The organism is Bacillus sp. V3-13 (assembly GCF_002860165.1).
In the GTDB taxonomy this organism is placed as follows: Bacteria; Bacillota; Bacilli; order Bacillales; family Cytobacillaceae; genus Bacillus_BJ.
Map to the genome: position 1 here is coordinate 17,538 of NZ_PGUZ01000033.1, position 15,881 is coordinate 33,418.

The 15,881-nt window shown below is 43.2% G+C and carries 17 protein-coding genes; all 17 read left to right on the top strand.

Features of this window, described 5'->3' with window-relative positions:
* The first annotated feature begins 145 nt into the window (after window positions 1-145).
* The 17 genes from CU633_RS13145 (at window position 146) to CU633_RS13225 (ending at window position 15,664) form a co-directional block, all read left to right on the top strand.
* Window positions 146-1,228 carry a hypothetical protein gene (locus CU633_RS13145; protein ID WP_101661053.1) on the top strand — a complete coding sequence of 361 codons (1,083 nt, stop codon included), beginning with the start codon at window positions 146-148 and terminating at the stop codon, window positions 1,226-1,228.
* Window positions 1,215-3,383: a molybdopterin oxidoreductase family protein gene (locus tag CU633_RS13150; RefSeq protein ID WP_101661054.1), complete on the top strand. Its 2,169-nt coding sequence runs from the start codon at window positions 1,215-1,217 to the stop codon at window positions 3,381-3,383. The genes CU633_RS13145 and CU633_RS13150 overlap by 14 nt, the downstream gene beginning before the upstream one ends.
* Entirely contained in the window at window positions 3,384-3,944 is a 561-nt protein-coding gene (locus CU633_RS13155; RefSeq protein WP_101661055.1) for a 4Fe-4S dicluster domain-containing protein, read from the top strand.
* Between the two features lie 11 nt (window positions 3,945-3,955).
* Window positions 3,956-4,480, top strand: coding sequence for a Rieske (2Fe-2S) protein (locus tag CU633_RS13160; protein WP_101661056.1), 525 nt, complete (start codon window positions 3,956-3,958; stop codon window positions 4,478-4,480).
* Window positions 4,470-4,670, top strand: a complete 201-nt coding sequence (locus CU633_RS13165; protein WP_101661057.1) for a hypothetical protein — start codon at window positions 4,470-4,472, stop codon at window positions 4,668-4,670. Before CU633_RS13160 ends, CU633_RS13165 begins: the two co-directional genes overlap by 11 nt.
* Window positions 4,670-4,984: a hypothetical protein gene (locus tag CU633_RS13170; protein ID WP_101661058.1), complete on the top strand. Its 315-nt coding sequence runs from the start codon at window positions 4,670-4,672 to the stop codon at window positions 4,982-4,984. Before CU633_RS13165 ends, CU633_RS13170 begins: the two co-directional genes overlap by 1 nt.
* Window positions 4,971-5,246 (top strand): hypothetical protein, encoded by a 276-nt coding sequence (locus CU633_RS13175; RefSeq protein ID WP_101661059.1) that lies wholly within the window; start codon window positions 4,971-4,973, stop codon window positions 5,244-5,246. The genes CU633_RS13170 and CU633_RS13175 overlap by 14 nt, the downstream gene beginning before the upstream one ends.
* 5 nt (window positions 5,247-5,251) lie before the next feature.
* Entirely contained in the window at window positions 5,252-6,562 is a 1,311-nt protein-coding gene (locus tag CU633_RS13180; protein ID WP_101661060.1) for a NarK family nitrate/nitrite MFS transporter, read from the top strand.
* A 90-nt stretch (window positions 6,563-6,652) separates the two neighbouring features.
* Window positions 6,653-7,300, top strand: a complete 648-nt coding sequence (locus CU633_RS13185) for a sensor histidine kinase (RefSeq protein ID WP_101661061.1) — start codon at window positions 6,653-6,655, stop codon at window positions 7,298-7,300.
* A gap of 170 nt (window positions 7,301-7,470) precedes the next feature.
* Window positions 7,471-8,124, top strand: coding sequence for a response regulator (locus tag CU633_RS13190; protein WP_101661062.1), 654 nt, complete (start codon window positions 7,471-7,473; stop codon window positions 8,122-8,124).
* A gap of 15 nt (window positions 8,125-8,139) precedes the next feature.
* Complete coding sequence (locus CU633_RS13195) at window positions 8,140-8,592, top strand: GAF domain-containing protein (RefSeq protein ID WP_101661063.1); 453 nt, start codon at window positions 8,140-8,142, stop codon at window positions 8,590-8,592.
* A gap of 18 nt (window positions 8,593-8,610) precedes the next feature.
* A complete protein-coding gene (locus tag CU633_RS13200; RefSeq protein ID WP_101661064.1) occupies window positions 8,611-9,954 on the top strand; it encodes a PAS domain-containing sensor histidine kinase in 1,344 nt (447 codons plus the stop codon).
* Window positions 9,955-10,302: 348 nt separating this feature from the next.
* Complete coding sequence (locus tag CU633_RS13205) at window positions 10,303-11,583, top strand: ABC transporter substrate-binding protein (protein WP_101661065.1); 1,281 nt, start codon at window positions 10,303-10,305, stop codon at window positions 11,581-11,583.
* A 231-nt stretch (window positions 11,584-11,814) separates the two neighbouring features.
* On the top strand, window positions 11,815-12,711 hold the full coding sequence (locus CU633_RS13210; RefSeq protein WP_101661066.1) for a carbohydrate ABC transporter permease: 897 nt from the start codon (window positions 11,815-11,817) through the stop codon (window positions 12,709-12,711).
* A gap of 16 nt (window positions 12,712-12,727) precedes the next feature.
* Window positions 12,728-13,558 (top strand): carbohydrate ABC transporter permease, encoded by an 831-nt coding sequence (locus CU633_RS13215; RefSeq protein ID WP_101661067.1) that lies wholly within the window; start codon window positions 12,728-12,730, stop codon window positions 13,556-13,558.
* Between the two features lie 88 nt (window positions 13,559-13,646).
* Window positions 13,647-14,597, top strand: coding sequence for a glycoside hydrolase family 43 protein (locus tag CU633_RS13220; protein ID WP_101661068.1), 951 nt, complete (start codon window positions 13,647-13,649; stop codon window positions 14,595-14,597).
* Window positions 14,598-14,674: 77 nt separating this feature from the next.
* Complete coding sequence (locus tag CU633_RS13225) at window positions 14,675-15,664, top strand: LacI family DNA-binding transcriptional regulator (protein WP_101661069.1); 990 nt, start codon at window positions 14,675-14,677, stop codon at window positions 15,662-15,664.
* Window positions 15,665-15,881: the final 217 nt, after the last annotated feature.

A 15,881-nucleotide genomic window follows, 5' to 3' on the forward strand; every position in this document is an offset into this window, starting at 1 on the left:
GCAGAATTTTGTCTGGAATAGGGGTTTATCGGGGGATTTTCTCCCGAGGATAGGGGAGTTCCCCGATACGGAAAACTTTGCACGATTTCTACAATTAGAGTAACAAAAGTGATTCTATTTTTTTCGCAGGTAAGGAGGAAAAAACATGCAGGCAAAAGCTGTGACAAAAGAAAAAACGGGACATTCGGCCGGAAGCGCATTTGCGTCCCATTTTGCCAAATCGATGTTTTTAACTGTAGGTGCCATTGTCTTACTATCATTTATCGGAACGAGAATGTTTACTCATATTGATTTAAACCTTTACGGATACATGGTTGGAACAATCGTATTCATCGGGGGATTCTTTTATCGGTTTATCGCCTGGGGAGAGCGGCCGCCTACGAAGATTTTTATTAAAAAGGGAATTAAGCTGCTGTTTAGGAAGTCGACCCCAAAAACATCGGTTGAGCATCTTGCGACTTACCGGTTTATTTGGAACCGCGGGATTTACCGCTGGACTCAGCATATGCTGATCGGCTGGGGCTGTGTCCTTTCTTGCCTGGTCACTTTCCCGCTCGTGTTTGGCGGAATGTATTTTACGATGCCGGAGAACGGCTACTACACAGTGGTAGCTATGGGAATTGATGTGATGACGATAAAGGCTGACGGGTTGATTGCCTGGCTTTCTTATAACGCGTTAAATATTTCGGCGATCATGGTCATTGCCGGGGTATGCATGGCGCTGTACCGCCGCTTAAAGAATATGCAGGCAAGAGCGGAGCAAACCTTCCTGTACGATTTCATGCCGCTGTACATGCTGCTTTTTATAAGTATCACAGGTTTGGCGCTCACTTTTATGAACGTGTTTTTACACGGCTGGGGGCAGCCGGTCATGTCCTTGATTCATCAATACTCGGTGATCGTTACACTGATTTATCTGCCATTCGGCAAGCTGGCCCATATTCCGTTCCGGCCGTTGAGCGTTTTTGCCCGGAACTACCGTGAGCATTATGCCGGGCAGTCGATGAAACCGTGCAAGGTTTGCGGGGACGAATTCGTATCAACTGAACAATCTAACGATGTCATAGCTGTACTGGGTATAAATGAAATGAGTTTTGAACAAAAAGAAGGCTTCCATCTCGCAGAGCTTTGCCTTCCATGCCGGAGAAAATACCGGATTGCTCAATTTTCAGGAATCGCCACCCATGAGATAAAGGTTAAGGAGGCAAACCAGAATGCAAAGGGATAAATTCTTCAGGGAAGTAGAAAATGTGAATCATCCAAATGAAACGCTGGTTCCGACACATTGCAGCTACTGCGCCATGCAGTGCGGAATGAACCTGCGTGTTGATACAACAACGAATAAAATTATCGGGGTTGAGCCTCGCTATGACTGGCCTGTAACTTTAGGGAAAATGTGTCCAAAAGGGGTTACGGCTTACCAGCAAGTCAACCATCCGGACCGCATCCTTAAGCCGCTCATCCGCGATGACGCTTCTTTAAAAGGAACCAAAAAAGGCTTCCGTGAAGCGACCTGGGATGAGGCATACGACCTGATCGTGAAAAAGTTCAAAGAGCTTCAGCAAAATTACGGAAAAGACAGCCTTTCCGTTTACGGCGGCGTTTCCATGACAAATGAAAAGTGCTATTTAACAGGGAAATTTGCCCGCGTAGCACTTCAAACGAGATATATCGATTATAATGGACGCTTTTGCATGGCCAGCGCGGCGGGTGGCTTAAATTGTTCATTGGGTATTGACAGAGGCTCGACAGTTCCCTGGACAGACGTTCATGAAACAGATTGTCTATTCCTTGCCGGAAGCAACACGGCGGAATGCCACCCAACCTCGATGTTCCGTATTTGGAATGTACAGGAGCGGGGAGGATACCTGATTATCGCGGACCCGCGCGAAACGCCGATCGCAAGAAGAGCGGATGTCCATCTAGACCTTAGACCCGGTACAGATTTGGCATTGGCGAACGGAATCTTAAATCTACTTATCGAAAACGGCCATGTTGATGAACATTTTGTGAACAATCATACAAACGGCTTTGAAGAAACAAAGGAGCTTGTCAAAAAATTTACACCGGAATATACAAGCGAACTGACAGGAGTGGCACCTGAAAAAATTATCCGTGCGGCTGAACTGTATGGCAAGGCTCCAAATGCGATTGTGATGTTTGCGAGGGGAATCGAACAGCAGCATAAAGGTGTGGATAACGTTTCTGCTTATATCAACATGGCGCTTATCACCGGGAAGATTGGCCGCCCGAAATCCGGCGTTGCGACAGTCACTGGGCAAGGAAACGGGCAAGGCGGACGTGAACACGGACAAAAAGCTGATGCACTTCCAGGCTACCGTAAAATCACGAATCCACAGCATGTAAAGGAAGTTTCTGCAGTATGGGGCATTGAACCGGAAGAAATGCCGAAACCGGGAGTTTCTGCATACGAAATGTTTGAGCTAATGGAACAGAAAACGATTCGCGCACTTTATCTTCTTTGCTCGAACCCTGCTGTATCAGCACCTAACCTAAATTATGTAAGGCAGCAAATGAAAAATCTTGACTTCATGGTTTGTGTTGACTTCTATCTATCTGAGTCTGCCGAATTCGCTGATGTCATCCTTCCAACTACAACTTGGGCTGAAGATGAAGGAACAACAACGAACGTGGAAGGCCGGATCATCAAAATCAACAGAGCCCAAATGCCATTGGGCGAATCCAAGCCTGATTGGAAAATTCAAGTAGAACTCGCTGAGCGAATGGGCCGCGGAAAATACTTTTCACATTTAAAAACTGCCAGGGACGTTTTTAATGAACTGCGCCTGGCATCGAAAGGCGGAACTGCCGATTATTACGGAGTAACCTGGGAAAAGATCGAGAAGCAAAATGGCGTGTTCTGGCCATGTAAAGATGAAGATGATCCTGGTACACCTCACCTGTTTCTTGATAAAAAATTCTATCATGCTGATGGGAAAGCGAAAATAATGGCATTGCCTTACAGGCCGCCGGCAGAGGAACCGGATCAGGAGTATCCGCTCCGCTTAACAACCGGCCGCGTCGTTTATCACTATTTATCCGGCAACCAGACAAGACGGATCCAATTTTTGCACGATATGTGTCCTGAACCTTTTGTGGAGGTTCACCCGAAAACAGCCGCCAAATACAACATCAGTCATGAAGAAAGAGTCCGCTTGTTCACCCGCCGGGGTGAAAGCGTCTATAAAGTAAAAATAACAGAGGCTATTCGCAAAGATACGGTATTTGTCCCTTACCATTGGGGTCATGACCAATCCATCAATCTCCTGACGATTCCGGCTCTGGATCCGATGTCACGGATGCCTGAATTCAAAGCGTGCGCTGCCCAGATCGAAAAATTGGAACTAAAGAAGGTGCAATAAATGAAAAAGAGGCTTTATATCGAACTGGAAAACTGTATAGGATGCCGTTCCTGTCTGGCAGCATGCACACAGTGCGGAGGGCATGAAGAACGGAACCGAAACTATGTGTATGATGTGAATCCGCTTGTAAACAGGCAGACAATGCCTCTGATGTGCCTTCATTGTGTCAATCCGGCGTGCGCAAGAAGCTGTCCGGCTCAAGCGATCCAGATTCATGAAACAGGTGCTGTCCTGTCGGCGCTAGTGGAAAAATGTATCGGCTGCCAGAACTGTACGATTGCCTGTCCTTATGGAATTCCGAAATTCGATACAGAACAAAATTTAATGTACAAATGCGACTTGTGTATCGATCGCACAAAAGACGGTATTCCGCCAATGTGTGCGAGTGTATGTCCAACCAATACACTGCAATGGCTGACAGAAGAAGAAATCGAAAATAAGCAAAAGCAGTATAATCTCGACAATGATAAATGGGTTACAAGCATGCCTTATCTTGAAAGCGAAACAAATGTTAGAGTAAACCTCCCTGGTATCCTGCAGGGAACAACAAAGCTGTATTAGGAGGGATGGTTATGACGGAGAAAAACAATAAAATCCCCTTTAATGAAGATAATTACACTCACAATATTCATCGCAACAATGAACGCAAGCTCGACAGGCGGGGTTTTATGAAAACATTGGTCGGGGCGGCCGGAGTATTTGCGGTTTCGTCCCTGCCATGGGGAGCTGTTGCCGCTAAAGAACTGATGGGTTTAGGTGAAAAGGAGTATCCTCATAAAAAAATTACGGATGTTAAATCGCTTGCAATCGGGGATGCTGTCGACTTCAAGTTTCCTGGTGAACATGATGATGCGATTCTGATCAGGCTCTCGGAAGATAAATATGTTGCCTACCAAAACGCCTGTACCCATCTCCGCTGCCCGGTATTCTGGGTGAAAGAAGAAGGCGAAATGGTATGCCCTTGCCATCATGGGAAATTTGACGTCCAGACGGGGGCTCCAACAGCAGGCCCGCCCCGCCGCCCGCTGCCGGAAATACAAGTGAAAGTAGAAGACGGGGCAATCTACGCAGTAAGGGTGAAACGTTATGAAACGTAACAATCTCATGTTTGGCATTCTTTGTGCGATCTTAATGTTAAATATCATCTTTACCCAGTATATGGTACATCAGTATTTTTTTGAAAACTATCGGAATGTGATCGTCTTCGGAGCGCTGAACATCATCTTGTTCCCGGTTGCGATTCTGGTGTACAGAAAAGATCAAAAAGCGCAAAGGCGTGAAAGCTGATGAACAACGAAACATATTTGGACTTTTGTTTTATCAGGGAGGAACTGGGGGGCTTTGCTTCCGAAATTAATGAGCTTCTTCAGCAAATTTTCACCGGAGTTCGCCTCAACTGGTATTTGGAAGAAAAAAGCGCAGATGGTGCAGAAATTGTCATTGTAGAAGTTAAAGGCATGAGCCGCTGGCGCTCAGAGGATGAAGTCCAGCAATTCCTTGAAAACAGTGGCGGTGAACGATTTTGGAATTATTTGCAGGGATATAAAATGTTCATTTATCCTGCAACCATGAGAGGGTGCAGCAGCTGTGAAACACATTAATCTGGAGGAATTGACACGATTTGTTTCGGTTCCTGTATCTATTGGCATCCAGGATGATCAGGGTGATGAAAAAGCTCCTTTTATCCGTAAAACAATCCAAAAGCTCGAAGTCTGTCCTGACGAGACCCACTTGCGAATGTATTTTGATAACTTTTATTTCTTAGCTGTCCCATTAACAGCTGATGTTATCCAAACGGAGAACGAGTGGTCGGCATTTGATCAGGAAAGTGGACTTTACTATTTATTAAAGAAGGGTGTGTAAATCACATGGCAAAAAATAAACGGATTACGTATTGGAATCCAGAGGATGAATCGTTTTGGCAATCGGAAGGAAAAAAACATGCCAGAAGGAACTTATGGATTTCCGTTCCTTCACTAATGCTTGCTTTTATCGTTTGGCAAATCTGGTCAGTGGTTGCAGTGCGCTTGAACGATATTGGCTTTGCGTTTACAGATGAACAGCTGTTTACATTGGCTGCGATTCCAGGGCTTGTCGGGGCCACTTTGAGATTCTTTTACACATTTGCCGTCGGAAAATTTGGCGGCCGAAACTGGACTGTCATCTCAACAGCAGTTCTCGCGGTTCCGGCAATCGGGATTGGTATGGCCGTTCAAAATCCGGAAACACCTTATTCAGTCATGCTTTTGCTTGCCGCTCTTTGCGGACTTGGCGGTGGCAGCTTCTCATCTTCATTGGCCAACATCAGCTTCTTTTTTCCGAAAAAGGAAAAAGGGACAGCACTTGGTATTAACGGCGGTTTAGGAAATATGGGAGTGTCCGTCGTTCAATTTGTCACACCGCTCATTATTGCAGCAGGCACATTTGCGATCGCAGGAGATGGCCAGGTATTGGCAAGCGGTGAAACGATCTGGCTGCAGAACGCTGCGTTCATTTGGGTGATCCCGATTGTGGTCATGACAGTGGCAGCATATTTTGGAATGGATAATCTGCCTAACGCCACCCAGTCTGTAGCAGATCAATTTGTTATCGTAAAAAGGAAGCACACTTGGATTATGACTTGGCTTTATGTCGCAACTTTCGGTTCTTTCATCGGTTATGCAGCCGCATTCCCATTATTATTAAAATCGCAGTTTCCAGAACACATTTCACTTGCTTTCCTGGGAGCCTTTCTGGCAGCGGCAGCCCGCCCAGTTGGGGGATGGATCTCTGATAAGCTCGGCGGTGCGCTTGTTACAGGCTGGGTATTCGTTTTTATGACAGCCGGCGCATTGGGAGTTATCTATTTTACAAACGCAAAACAATTCACAGGATTTTTAATCTCGTTTCTGATCTTGTTTATCGCTTCGGGAATTGGATCAGGCTCAACCTTCCAGATGATTCCCGCTATATTCCCTGTTAAAGAAGCGGCGCCGGTTCTCGGCTTTACAGCAGCCTTTGCAGCATACGGTTCATTCTTTATCCCGCAATTGTTTGGATGGAGTGTTAACACAACTGGAACTCCGGTAACTGCATTTTACTTCTTTATCGGATTTTACGTGATATCCTTTGGACTAAACTGGTATTACTACCAAAGAAAAAATGCAACAAAGAAAGCGGAAATTGCATCAGCATCTTAACAGTAACAAGCCGGCCCCGTGCTAAAACCCGGGGACTGGCAATTTCCTTAAATTTTTCAAGGTCCCAATCGAGGCGGAAGGAGGAGCGAAATGACGATAACACCAGCAAAAAATATTAGTTCTTATATTATTCAATCCCAGGAAGAAGAAATTAAGAGAATAGCTTTTGAACTTCATGAGGGCGTTGGCCAAACTTTATACAGTCTTTATACCGGCTTGCAATTTCTTGAAAGTGGTGTGGAACAGCCTGCCGCTAAAAGTTATTTAAGAGATATGGCTTTGGTGCTCGAAAAAACAATTCAGGAAGTAAGGCTGCTGTCGGTTGAGCTTCACCCCCCGACCTTAACGACATTAGGCTTGCTTCCCGCTATAAAAAGCTATATCAAGCTGTACACTTCCACATTCGGAATCGAAGTGAAGCTTGAAAACACAGGTGTTGAGAAACCAATAGCTGAACATAACAGTATTGCACTTTTTCGCGTCTGTCAGGAAGCCCTGGGCAACATTGCGAAATATGCGGATACATCCAATGCAACGCTTTCGTTTATTTGGGAACCTGATTTGTTAAAAATTGAAATCAGTGACGCTGGTAAAGGGTTTGATGTCGAGAAAGCAATGAACCAGTCGTCAGGGCTGGCAGCCATGAATGAGCGAATGATACTGGCGGGAGGAAAATGTCATATTTCCTCAACAGTCGGTAAGGGAACAATGATTCGTATTTCCTTGCCTTTAACTTAAGAATATTTTTCACTATATTGACATTGTATAGGATGAATAATGATTTTGAGCCGTTTCCAAAAAGCATGACTTAAAAAAGTGATGCTTTTTCATACGCGTATTTTTTCATGAAAAGGATAAAAGGCATGTTAAAATAGGAATAGCATCATAAACAAAGGGGGGGAAAGTCTTTGTTGAAAATTTTGCTTGTTGATGATCATGCGGTGGTAAGAATGGGATTGAGCATGCTTTTAAACAACCATCCTGATATGCATGTGGTCGGGGAAGCCTCCGAAGGAAACGAGGGGATCAGAAAGGCCCTCCAGCTTAAGCCGGATGTTGTCATCATGGATTTAAGCATGCCTCATGGAAAAGACGGGCTTTCCGCAACGACCGAACTGAAGAAACAAATGCCGGAGATCGCCATTTTAATTTTAACGATGCATGATGACGAAGAGTATCTATTTAGAGCGATCCAGGCAGGCGCATCCGGCTGCATTTTAAAAAGTGCTCCTCACGATGAACTGCTTGCTGCGATTGAATCGGTGGCGAGAGGGGATGCTTATCTTCACCCGTCGGCAACAAAGAGGCTGATGGAAGAGTATATAGAAAATATAAAGCAGGGAAATGCGGATACGTATACTCTGCTTTCCGACCGGGAGAGAGAAGTTTTAACATTAATCGCCAAAGGCTTTTCCAATAAAGAAATCGCTGAAAAATTGGTGATCAGTGTAAAAACGGTGGAAACGCACAAAGGCAATTTAATGGAGAAGCTCCAAATGAAGACAAGGCCCGAATTGGTGGCCTACGCTTTAAAAAAGGGGTTACTCGGATATGGGATGTAAAGGAAACGAAAAAATATGACAGAATTAAATATCTATCAGCCGGTCGTTGAAGCATGTGAAGAAATACTCAAGCAAACAGCCTGCGACTTTGTTGGTATAGCCCTGCAAAGTGACAGCGGGCCGGAAGTCAGGTGGCATTATGCTGCCGGAAACCGCAACGATAAATATAAAAGGATTACGCTGCGGTACGGAAAGGGAATTGCGGGCAGGGTTATTGCAACAGGAAGCCCGATGATGATTGAAGATTTCCCTAACGATATTCAGGGGAAGGCTCTCGAGTATCCGATCTTGCTGGCTGAGAGCCTCGTCACATCTTTTGGTGTCCCGCTTATCATCAATGGAAAGCCAAAGGGCGTGCTCTTAATAGGGAGAAGAACAAAACAGCCCTTTACCAATCTGGAGCAGCAGCAAACATTTGAGCATGCCCGCGATTTGGAGGAAATCTTTAATCGCTTAATGAATCTTTGAGCAGGGGGATATTTATGAATGGACAGGTATAGCGAACAGGAAACGAATCAGCGAAATATGCCTCGTTCCAATGAAGAAACGATATTAGTAAATACTTCAGGTACCATTTCTTATTTAAGTAGCAGTGCTTGCGAGCTCTTCGGTTATCAGGAGCATGAAGCAGCCGGATTAAAAATTGATGAGCTTTTTATGGAAATCAGCATTGCCGATATAGAGGACGGGATGATTATCCCTCTATACGGAAAAGACAAGAATGGAAGAACGTTTCCCGTCTTTATTAAGATCAATACTTTTCAACTGAATGGTGAAGCATATTTCCTGATCGTGTTTCAGGACGCTAAAGATAAGACAAAGCTTAGACGGGAGATACGCCAGCCATTAAACGAGCTGGTTGATTTAAAGTTTGCCCTTGATGAATCAACCATTGTTGCGTTTACAGACGAGAATGGAATCATTAAATATGTTAATGAAAAGTTTTGCGAGGTGTCAAAGTACTCTTCTGAGGAGGTAGTTGGCAAAACGCACCGGATCATCAATTCAGGCTATCATCCAAAGGAATTTTTCACAGACATGTGGCAGACCATTTCAGCGGGCCGGGTCTGGAAGGGGGAGATAAAAAACCGCGCCAAGGATGGCACGCCCTATTGGGTCGATACAACCATTGTCCCCTTTTTGAATGAACAAGGGAAACCGTATCAATATTTGGCGATCCGCCATGAAATCACCGCGAGAAAACGAATCGAGGAAGAACTGCAAAAAATGATGCTAAAGATGATGGATGTTCAGGAAGAAGAACGCAAGCGCCTATCGCGTGACCTTCACGATGGACTTGGCCAAAACCTCTACAGCCACTTGATCACGATCAACCGGATGCAGGCGGAATTGAACCACCCATTGCTTGAGCAAATGCAGCAGGAAGCATTGGAATTGATTGCAGAGGTGCGGGAGATTTCCTGGGAGCTTCGCCCTTCAGTTCTCGACGATCTCGGGCTTGTTCCGGCGATCCGCTCCTTTTTAGCCAGGTTTTCCGATTATTATAACATCAATGTCTCCTTCGATTGTGTCTTGCACGAACGGCTTGAAACAGGGAAAGAAATTACGATTTACCGGATTATTCAGGAGGCGCTGACGAATATCCGTAAATATGCGGAAACAGAGGAAGCGGCCGTGGCAATCAGGGAGACCGACAGCTTTATACGAGTGCTGATTGAGGACTTTGGCAAAGGTTTTGAATCTGAAAAGATTGCCCGCGGTGTCGGCCTGTTCAGCATGGAGGAAAGAGCCCGTGCCGTCGGGGGCTCACTTCGAATCACGTCGGTTCCGAAACAAGGCACCAAGATTATTTTGGATGTCCCCATTTAACAAGGCTGAATTGATGTTTCGCGGTTGTAAACCAGGAATCCCGTCTTTGGATGGGGTTCTTTTTTATTGGTGGAATATGGACCTTCTCTTTTCTCACATCTGAAAAAGGATAGTTTAGAATTTTTAAGAGTGAGAGTTTTTACTAAAGATAAAATAATAGAGCCTTGAATATGGGTATTTAAATCTTTTTAAAAATTATTTTGGATATTTCAAGTTTAGTTCAATAAAAAACTTAGTTAAAATTTTAGTAAAAAATATTGACTGAAAATTCCTGGTGTATTATGATGTTTTTGAAGGCGCTTTCAATAGTGCGGTATACTACGCTGAAAAGAAGAGAGGGGTTCGAACATGAAAATTACTAAGTGGGCAGCTTTAGTAGTTTCGATTATGTTGGTATTAGTAGGATGTTCAAGTAATTCTTCGACATCTAAAGATGGGGAAAGCAGCAGCAGCGATAAAGTAAAGATCACCTTCATCAACGGTTTTACTGGTGGAGATGGTGCTTATATGAAGAAGATAACGGAAGCGTTCAACAAGTCGCAAGACAAATATGAAGTCACTGAATTGCAAGAAAAAGACCATTACACAAAGTATAAATCCGGTAACTACGATCTGGTTGTTATTCACGGAAATAGCCTTGAAACTTATAAGCAGGATGGGCTTATTCAAGATATTAAGCCAGTCATGGAGAAGGCTGGATTAAAAGAAACTGATTTTCACCAAGCTGGTTTGGATATTGCTACATTAGAGGACGGGCTTTACGCGCTGCCTCTTGATATTCACCCATTAACAATGTTCTATAATAAAGAATTTACTCCGGAACCCCCAGCTACATATGATGATTTAGTAAAGCTGAATACTGAACTGCAAGCGAAGAATAAAGACCTCTATGCGCTCGGTGTTCCTTCTACCGGATTGGTAGAATTCTATATGCTGATGATTGCTGCACAAAACGATATTGAATTAAAAGACGGCGACAAACTAAACTTTGCCCAGCCTGAGTACGCTGAGGCATTAATGAAGTTCCATGATATGGTGTGGGTAGACAAGGTGTCCCCTCCTAAACTCGGATTAGACGGTGAATTCCAAACCTTCATGAAGGAAGCCAAGGAAGGCAAAGCTTATCAAACTGCCGTAGCGCTTACAGGCCCATGGTTTTATGGCGGGGCAAAAGAAAAATATGGCGATAATTTAGGAGTTGCGCCGATTCCACAAATTGGAGCGAAGCAGGCTGCATATGGAAACGCACATACTATTGCTTTGTCAGCGAAAGTAACAGATCAAAAAGTGTTGGATGGAATTGCCGAGTACTTAAAATTCTTGTTTACTCCTGAAAATCTTATAAATTGGGCAGATGCAGGACAGGCTCCGGTACATCTTCCTACACTTGAGAAGATAAAAGCTGAATCGGATAAATATCAATTGGCATTCCAGAACTCTCAACAATTTGAAAACTATGTAAAACCTCCACAAGTCTACCAATTTGGCGAGCAAATGCGTTATATGAACGAATCTGTGTTCAGTAAATTGGTATTAACAGAGAATTTTACAGAGGAAGACTTAATGAAGGAATTAGAAAAAGCAACAAAATTAGCAGAACAGGTTGCAAGCACTAAGCCGAAATCTTAATTATTCATATAATTTTTAAATAAATAAAGAGTGGCAACCGTTTGTTCCAAAGTTGACGGGTGCACTCTTTATTTACTAAATACTTAAACTCGCTTAAAGCTAAAAAACGGCTGGATAGGCAAACAATTTGCAGGTCTATTTTTCTTTTTCTTCCAAAAAAGATCAAGCATTGGAGTTAATCATTCGAAACCTGAGAGAAAGAACATGTTGTTCTTTCAGATGGAGGGCATTATGTACAAAGGAGCTTCTAAAAAACTCTGGTCCATTTTTATGGTATCACCATTTCTTTTATGTTTCTTGGTGTTTTGGGTAACGCCATTGCTGCTGGGATTATGGATCAGCTTGCATAACTGGAATATTTCTGTTGGAAATAGCGGCTTTGTCGGCCTTCAAAACTACAAAGATATTCTTACACCGGATTCTCTGTATTATGAGCTTTTTATTACAGGATTAAAGAATACGATGGTTTTCGTGCTTATCAGTGTTCCCCCATTAGTGCTGATTAGCTTGGGGCTGGCGCTAATTATAGATAAATTGCCGGCTAAATTAAAACCAGTGTTCCGGACTATTTTCTTTATCTCTTATTCTATTTCGGTTACCGCGGTATCCGCTATCTTTTTATGGCTTTTCAATGCCAACGGCGGGTTTATAAATAATGTTTTGATGTCTTCTGGAGTGATTGGGGAGCCGATCAACTGGCTGGGTGAGCAGCCGTACGCATGGCTGTCTGTTTTAATTGCAACAGTGTGGTGGACAATCGGCTTCAATATGATGCTCTTTATTAACGCGCTTGATGAAGTCGATCCTTCATTGTATGAGGCAGCGGATCTGGATGGGGCTGGTGCCTGGGCTAAATTCCGGTATGTCACGTATCCGCAAATCAGAAACGTGGCCATCTTCATCGTTATCACAACTGTAATTGCGTCCTTTAACTTATATGGACAGACAAAATTGATCACGGCCGGGGGTCCAGAGCAAACGACAAACACACTTATAATGAATATTCAAACATCCGTATTTGGGATGAATCAGTTAGGGATCGGCTCGGCAATGGCTGTATTAATGGGTCTGATTATGATGGGTATTACCGGAGCTCAATATTGGTTTGCATATAGAAAGAAAGACTAAAAGGAAGTGAACTAAAATGAAGAGATCAACTCGAAAAGCGATTCCTATTGTGATATTAGCAACGATTATTGCGTGTTTGTTTCTTTTGCCTTTAATTTGGATGGTCTTCACTTCCTTTAAGACGTTAAGTGAATCCATGGCAAGTTCGAGTATTTTGCCAAGTCGCTGGACGATGGAAAATTATCTCGGTATTTTTTCGTCGGTTTCGGACGCGCCAATCCTCAAATGGCTATTGAATACCGCTTTTGTTACCCTGGTGGGAACCGTTCTCGTTGTAATCGTCGATGTGCTGGCAGCATATTCGTTATCAAGATTGAATGTACCCGGTAAAAAATTGATTTTGGGAATGGTTGTTGCTGCGCTGACAATTCCAGGCATCGTAACGCTTTTTCCTGCCTTTTATATGTTTAAAAGTGTGAATCTCTTAGATACATTTATTCCATTGATCTTTCCATACACAGCCAGTACATTGGGAGTTTTTCTGATATATAACTTCCTCATATCATTCCCTAAGGATTTAGAAGAAGCAGCCTACATTGATGGGGCTTCACAGTGGCAAATTCTTTACCATGTTATTTTCCCGGCAATTAAGCCAATCGCCATGACTTTAGGTGTAATAACCTTCCTGGGAATTTATAATGACTTCCTGTGGCCGTCTTTAGTAATAAACTCCAACGATATGAAAACCATTTCGTTGGGTATTGCGACTTTAATTCAAGGGGCAAACTTCGTAAATCCTGCAAAAATGATGGCATCAACAGTTATCGCTACAATACCTGCGATTGTCATCTTTTTATTGGCAAACAAGTATTTTGTCAAGAGTATTACAAATTCCGGCATTAAATAAAGTTTCGCCTATGATTTGTTTTAAAGCAGGAACATATTTGCGGAAATTTTCCAATTAAAATTATAGAATAGAATAGTAGGGGATTATGATGATTAAGGGTTTTCGCACTATTAATAAAACAAAGACAAATACGATCCATGTAAGAGATCCGTTTGTATTCACTTCCCGAAAAGACGGGAAATACTATTTATTTGGAACCACTTTTGCGGATGGATGCGGCAACGAGGACCCCATTTTTGAGGTTTATGAAAGTGAAAATTTAGAGGATTGGGAAGGCCCGTATGTCGCTTTTCAGCCGCCAAAAGGTTTTTGGGGAGTCCGTCATTATTGGGCTCCTGAAGTGTTTGAAATTGAGGGCCGCTTTTATATGTTTGCCTCTTTTAAAGGAGGAATCGGTGAACACCGTGGAACAGGAATCCTGGTAGCGGACCATCCTGCAGGTCCTTATTACCCGCATAGCGAAGGCCCTGTCACTCCTGATTATTGGGAGTGTCTGGATGGAACTTACTATCAGGATGAAGATGGTCAGCGCTGGATTGTTTTTTGCCATGAGTGGACCGAAATTTACGAAGGAAAAATTAAAGCCCTTCGGTTATCCAGTGACCTAAAGAGCTCTTTTGGCGAGCCGGTTGAAATTTTGAATGCAGCTAAAATGCCTTGGATTCGGCACTTTGGAGATCCCCGCATCGAGAAAACCGGCTTTTTGACGGATGCTCCATTTATGTATAAAGCGAAGAATGGAGAGCTTATTATGCTATGGTCCAGCTACTCCGTGCCGAATTATGGAGACGATGGATTTGGCGGATATACAGTTGCTGTTGCAAGGTCGAAATCCGGTAAAGTGGCGGGACCGTGGGAACATGATGAAGAGCTGCTTCTTGATCGAAATGCAGGACATTCGAGTTTGTTCCGTGATCTGGCCGGCCAACTTTACATTTCGACACATTACCCGGATACGCCACATGGCCGTGAAAGACCATTGTTTATTAAAGTGAAGGAAGTGGAAAACGGGATAATGCTGGCTGATAAAAAACAGTAGCTTCGCAGCAATTCAAGCTGTTCCTATATACAAATTTAGTTTTTTTTAACCTAATAAAAATGATTAAGGAGAAACGTATGGCAACAATAAAAGATATCGCTGAAAGAGCTGGTGTTTCGATTGCTACGGTTTCCAGAGTTCTTAATTATGATACGACACTCTCGGTGGGGGATGACACCAAAAAGAGAATTCTGGAAGCAGCCGAAGCGTTATCCTATCGGAAAAAGTCTGAACGCCGCCCGCTATCATACAAGATTGCAATTGTTAATTGGTATACTGAACAACAGGAGCTCGAGGATCTCTACTATATGTCCATTCGCTTAGGAGTAGAAAATCGGAGCCAGAGCCTGAATCTGCAAATAACGAAACTTCCCCTTGATAACTCACAGCCTGCGAAGAATGAAGAAGTTGATGGGATTATTGCGATTGGGAAGTTTAGCCTAAAGCAGGCCCAACAACTTTGTAAAATTACGGAAAATATTGTATTTGTTGATTGTTCTCCTGATGACGACCGGTTTGATTCAGTTGTCATCGATTTTCATAAGGCTACCGTAAACGTCCTTAATTATTTCCTTAAAAAAGGACACCAGAAAATCGGCTATATTGGCGGAAGAGAAACGTATAAGGACCAGACGGCTGTGATTGACGATCCCAGAAGGGCCAGTTTTGAGAGATTTCTTATAGATAAGAAGCTCTATGACGAATCTTACGTATATATTGGAGCTTTTTCTGTAGATGATGGATATAAATTGATGAAACAGGCAATAAGCGAACATACGGGCAATCTGCCGACAGCATTTTTTGTGGGAAGTGATTCGATGGCGATTGGTTGCTTAAGAGCACTCCACGAAGAAAATATCTCCATACCTGATCAGGTAAGTATAATCGGCGTGAACGACATCAGTGTTTCAAAATATGTTTATCCCCCATTAAGTACAGTGAAAGTTTATACGGAAATGATGGGAGAAACTGCAGTGGATCTGCTGTTGGAAAGATTAGCTGAGCGGCAAATTGCCAAGAAGGTGTTTATTGCAACCCAGCTTGAAATTCGCGGAAGCAGTGAATAAGTTTTTGCTAGAAAAAGTGCATGGGACAATTTCATGGACTTTTTTTATTTACAGCTAAAAAGCCAGGCAACCCGGTGACATGCATCAAATAAAAAGCTAGCTCGTAACAAATGCTTCTGCTTGTTACTCTACAACTATATTAGTTAAATTTTTTAGTTAAAATTTTACTAAAAAATATTGACCTTATTTTACCCTTTATATACAATGATAGTAAAGC

Excerpts from the sequence above, each read along its gene's own strand:
- CU633_RS13145 (WP_101661053.1), top strand. The coding sequence starts at position 146 with ATGCAGGCAAAAGCTGTGACAAAAGAAAAAACGGGACATTCGGCCGGA.
- CU633_RS13165 (WP_101661057.1), top strand. The coding sequence starts at position 4,470 with ATGAAACGTAACAATCTCATGTTTGGCATTCTTTGTGCGATCTTAATG.
- CU633_RS13225 (WP_101661069.1), top strand. The coding sequence starts at position 14,675 with ATGGCAACAATAAAAGATATCGCTGAAAGAGCTGGTGTTTCGATTGCT.
- CU633_RS13155 (WP_101661055.1), top strand. The coding sequence starts at position 3,384 with ATGAAAAAGAGGCTTTATATCGAACTGGAAAACTGTATAGGATGCCGT.
- CU633_RS13215 (WP_101661067.1), top strand. The coding sequence starts at position 12,728 with ATGAAGAGATCAACTCGAAAAGCGATTCCTATTGTGATATTAGCAACG.
- CU633_RS13180 (WP_101661060.1), top strand. The coding sequence starts at position 5,252 with ATGGCAAAAAATAAACGGATTACGTATTGGAATCCAGAGGATGAATCG.
- CU633_RS13160 (WP_101661056.1), top strand. The coding sequence starts at position 3,956 with ATGACGGAGAAAAACAATAAAATCCCCTTTAATGAAGATAATTACACT.
- CU633_RS13220 (WP_101661068.1), top strand. The coding sequence starts at position 13,647 with ATGATTAAGGGTTTTCGCACTATTAATAAAACAAAGACAAATACGATC.
- CU633_RS13195 (WP_101661063.1), top strand. The coding sequence starts at position 8,140 with ATGACAGAATTAAATATCTATCAGCCGGTCGTTGAAGCATGTGAAGAA.
- CU633_RS13210 (WP_101661066.1), top strand. The coding sequence starts at position 11,815 with ATGTACAAAGGAGCTTCTAAAAAACTCTGGTCCATTTTTATGGTATCA.
- CU633_RS13185 (WP_101661061.1), top strand. The coding sequence starts at position 6,653 with ATGACGATAACACCAGCAAAAAATATTAGTTCTTATATTATTCAATCC.
- CU633_RS13150 (WP_101661054.1), top strand. The coding sequence starts at position 1,215 with ATGCAAAGGGATAAATTCTTCAGGGAAGTAGAAAATGTGAATCATCCA.
- CU633_RS13205 (WP_101661065.1), top strand. The coding sequence starts at position 10,303 with ATGAAAATTACTAAGTGGGCAGCTTTAGTAGTTTCGATTATGTTGGTA.
- CU633_RS13170 (WP_101661058.1), top strand. The coding sequence starts at position 4,670 with ATGAACAACGAAACATATTTGGACTTTTGTTTTATCAGGGAGGAACTG.
- CU633_RS13200 (WP_101661064.1), top strand. The coding sequence starts at position 8,611 with ATGGACAGGTATAGCGAACAGGAAACGAATCAGCGAAATATGCCTCGT.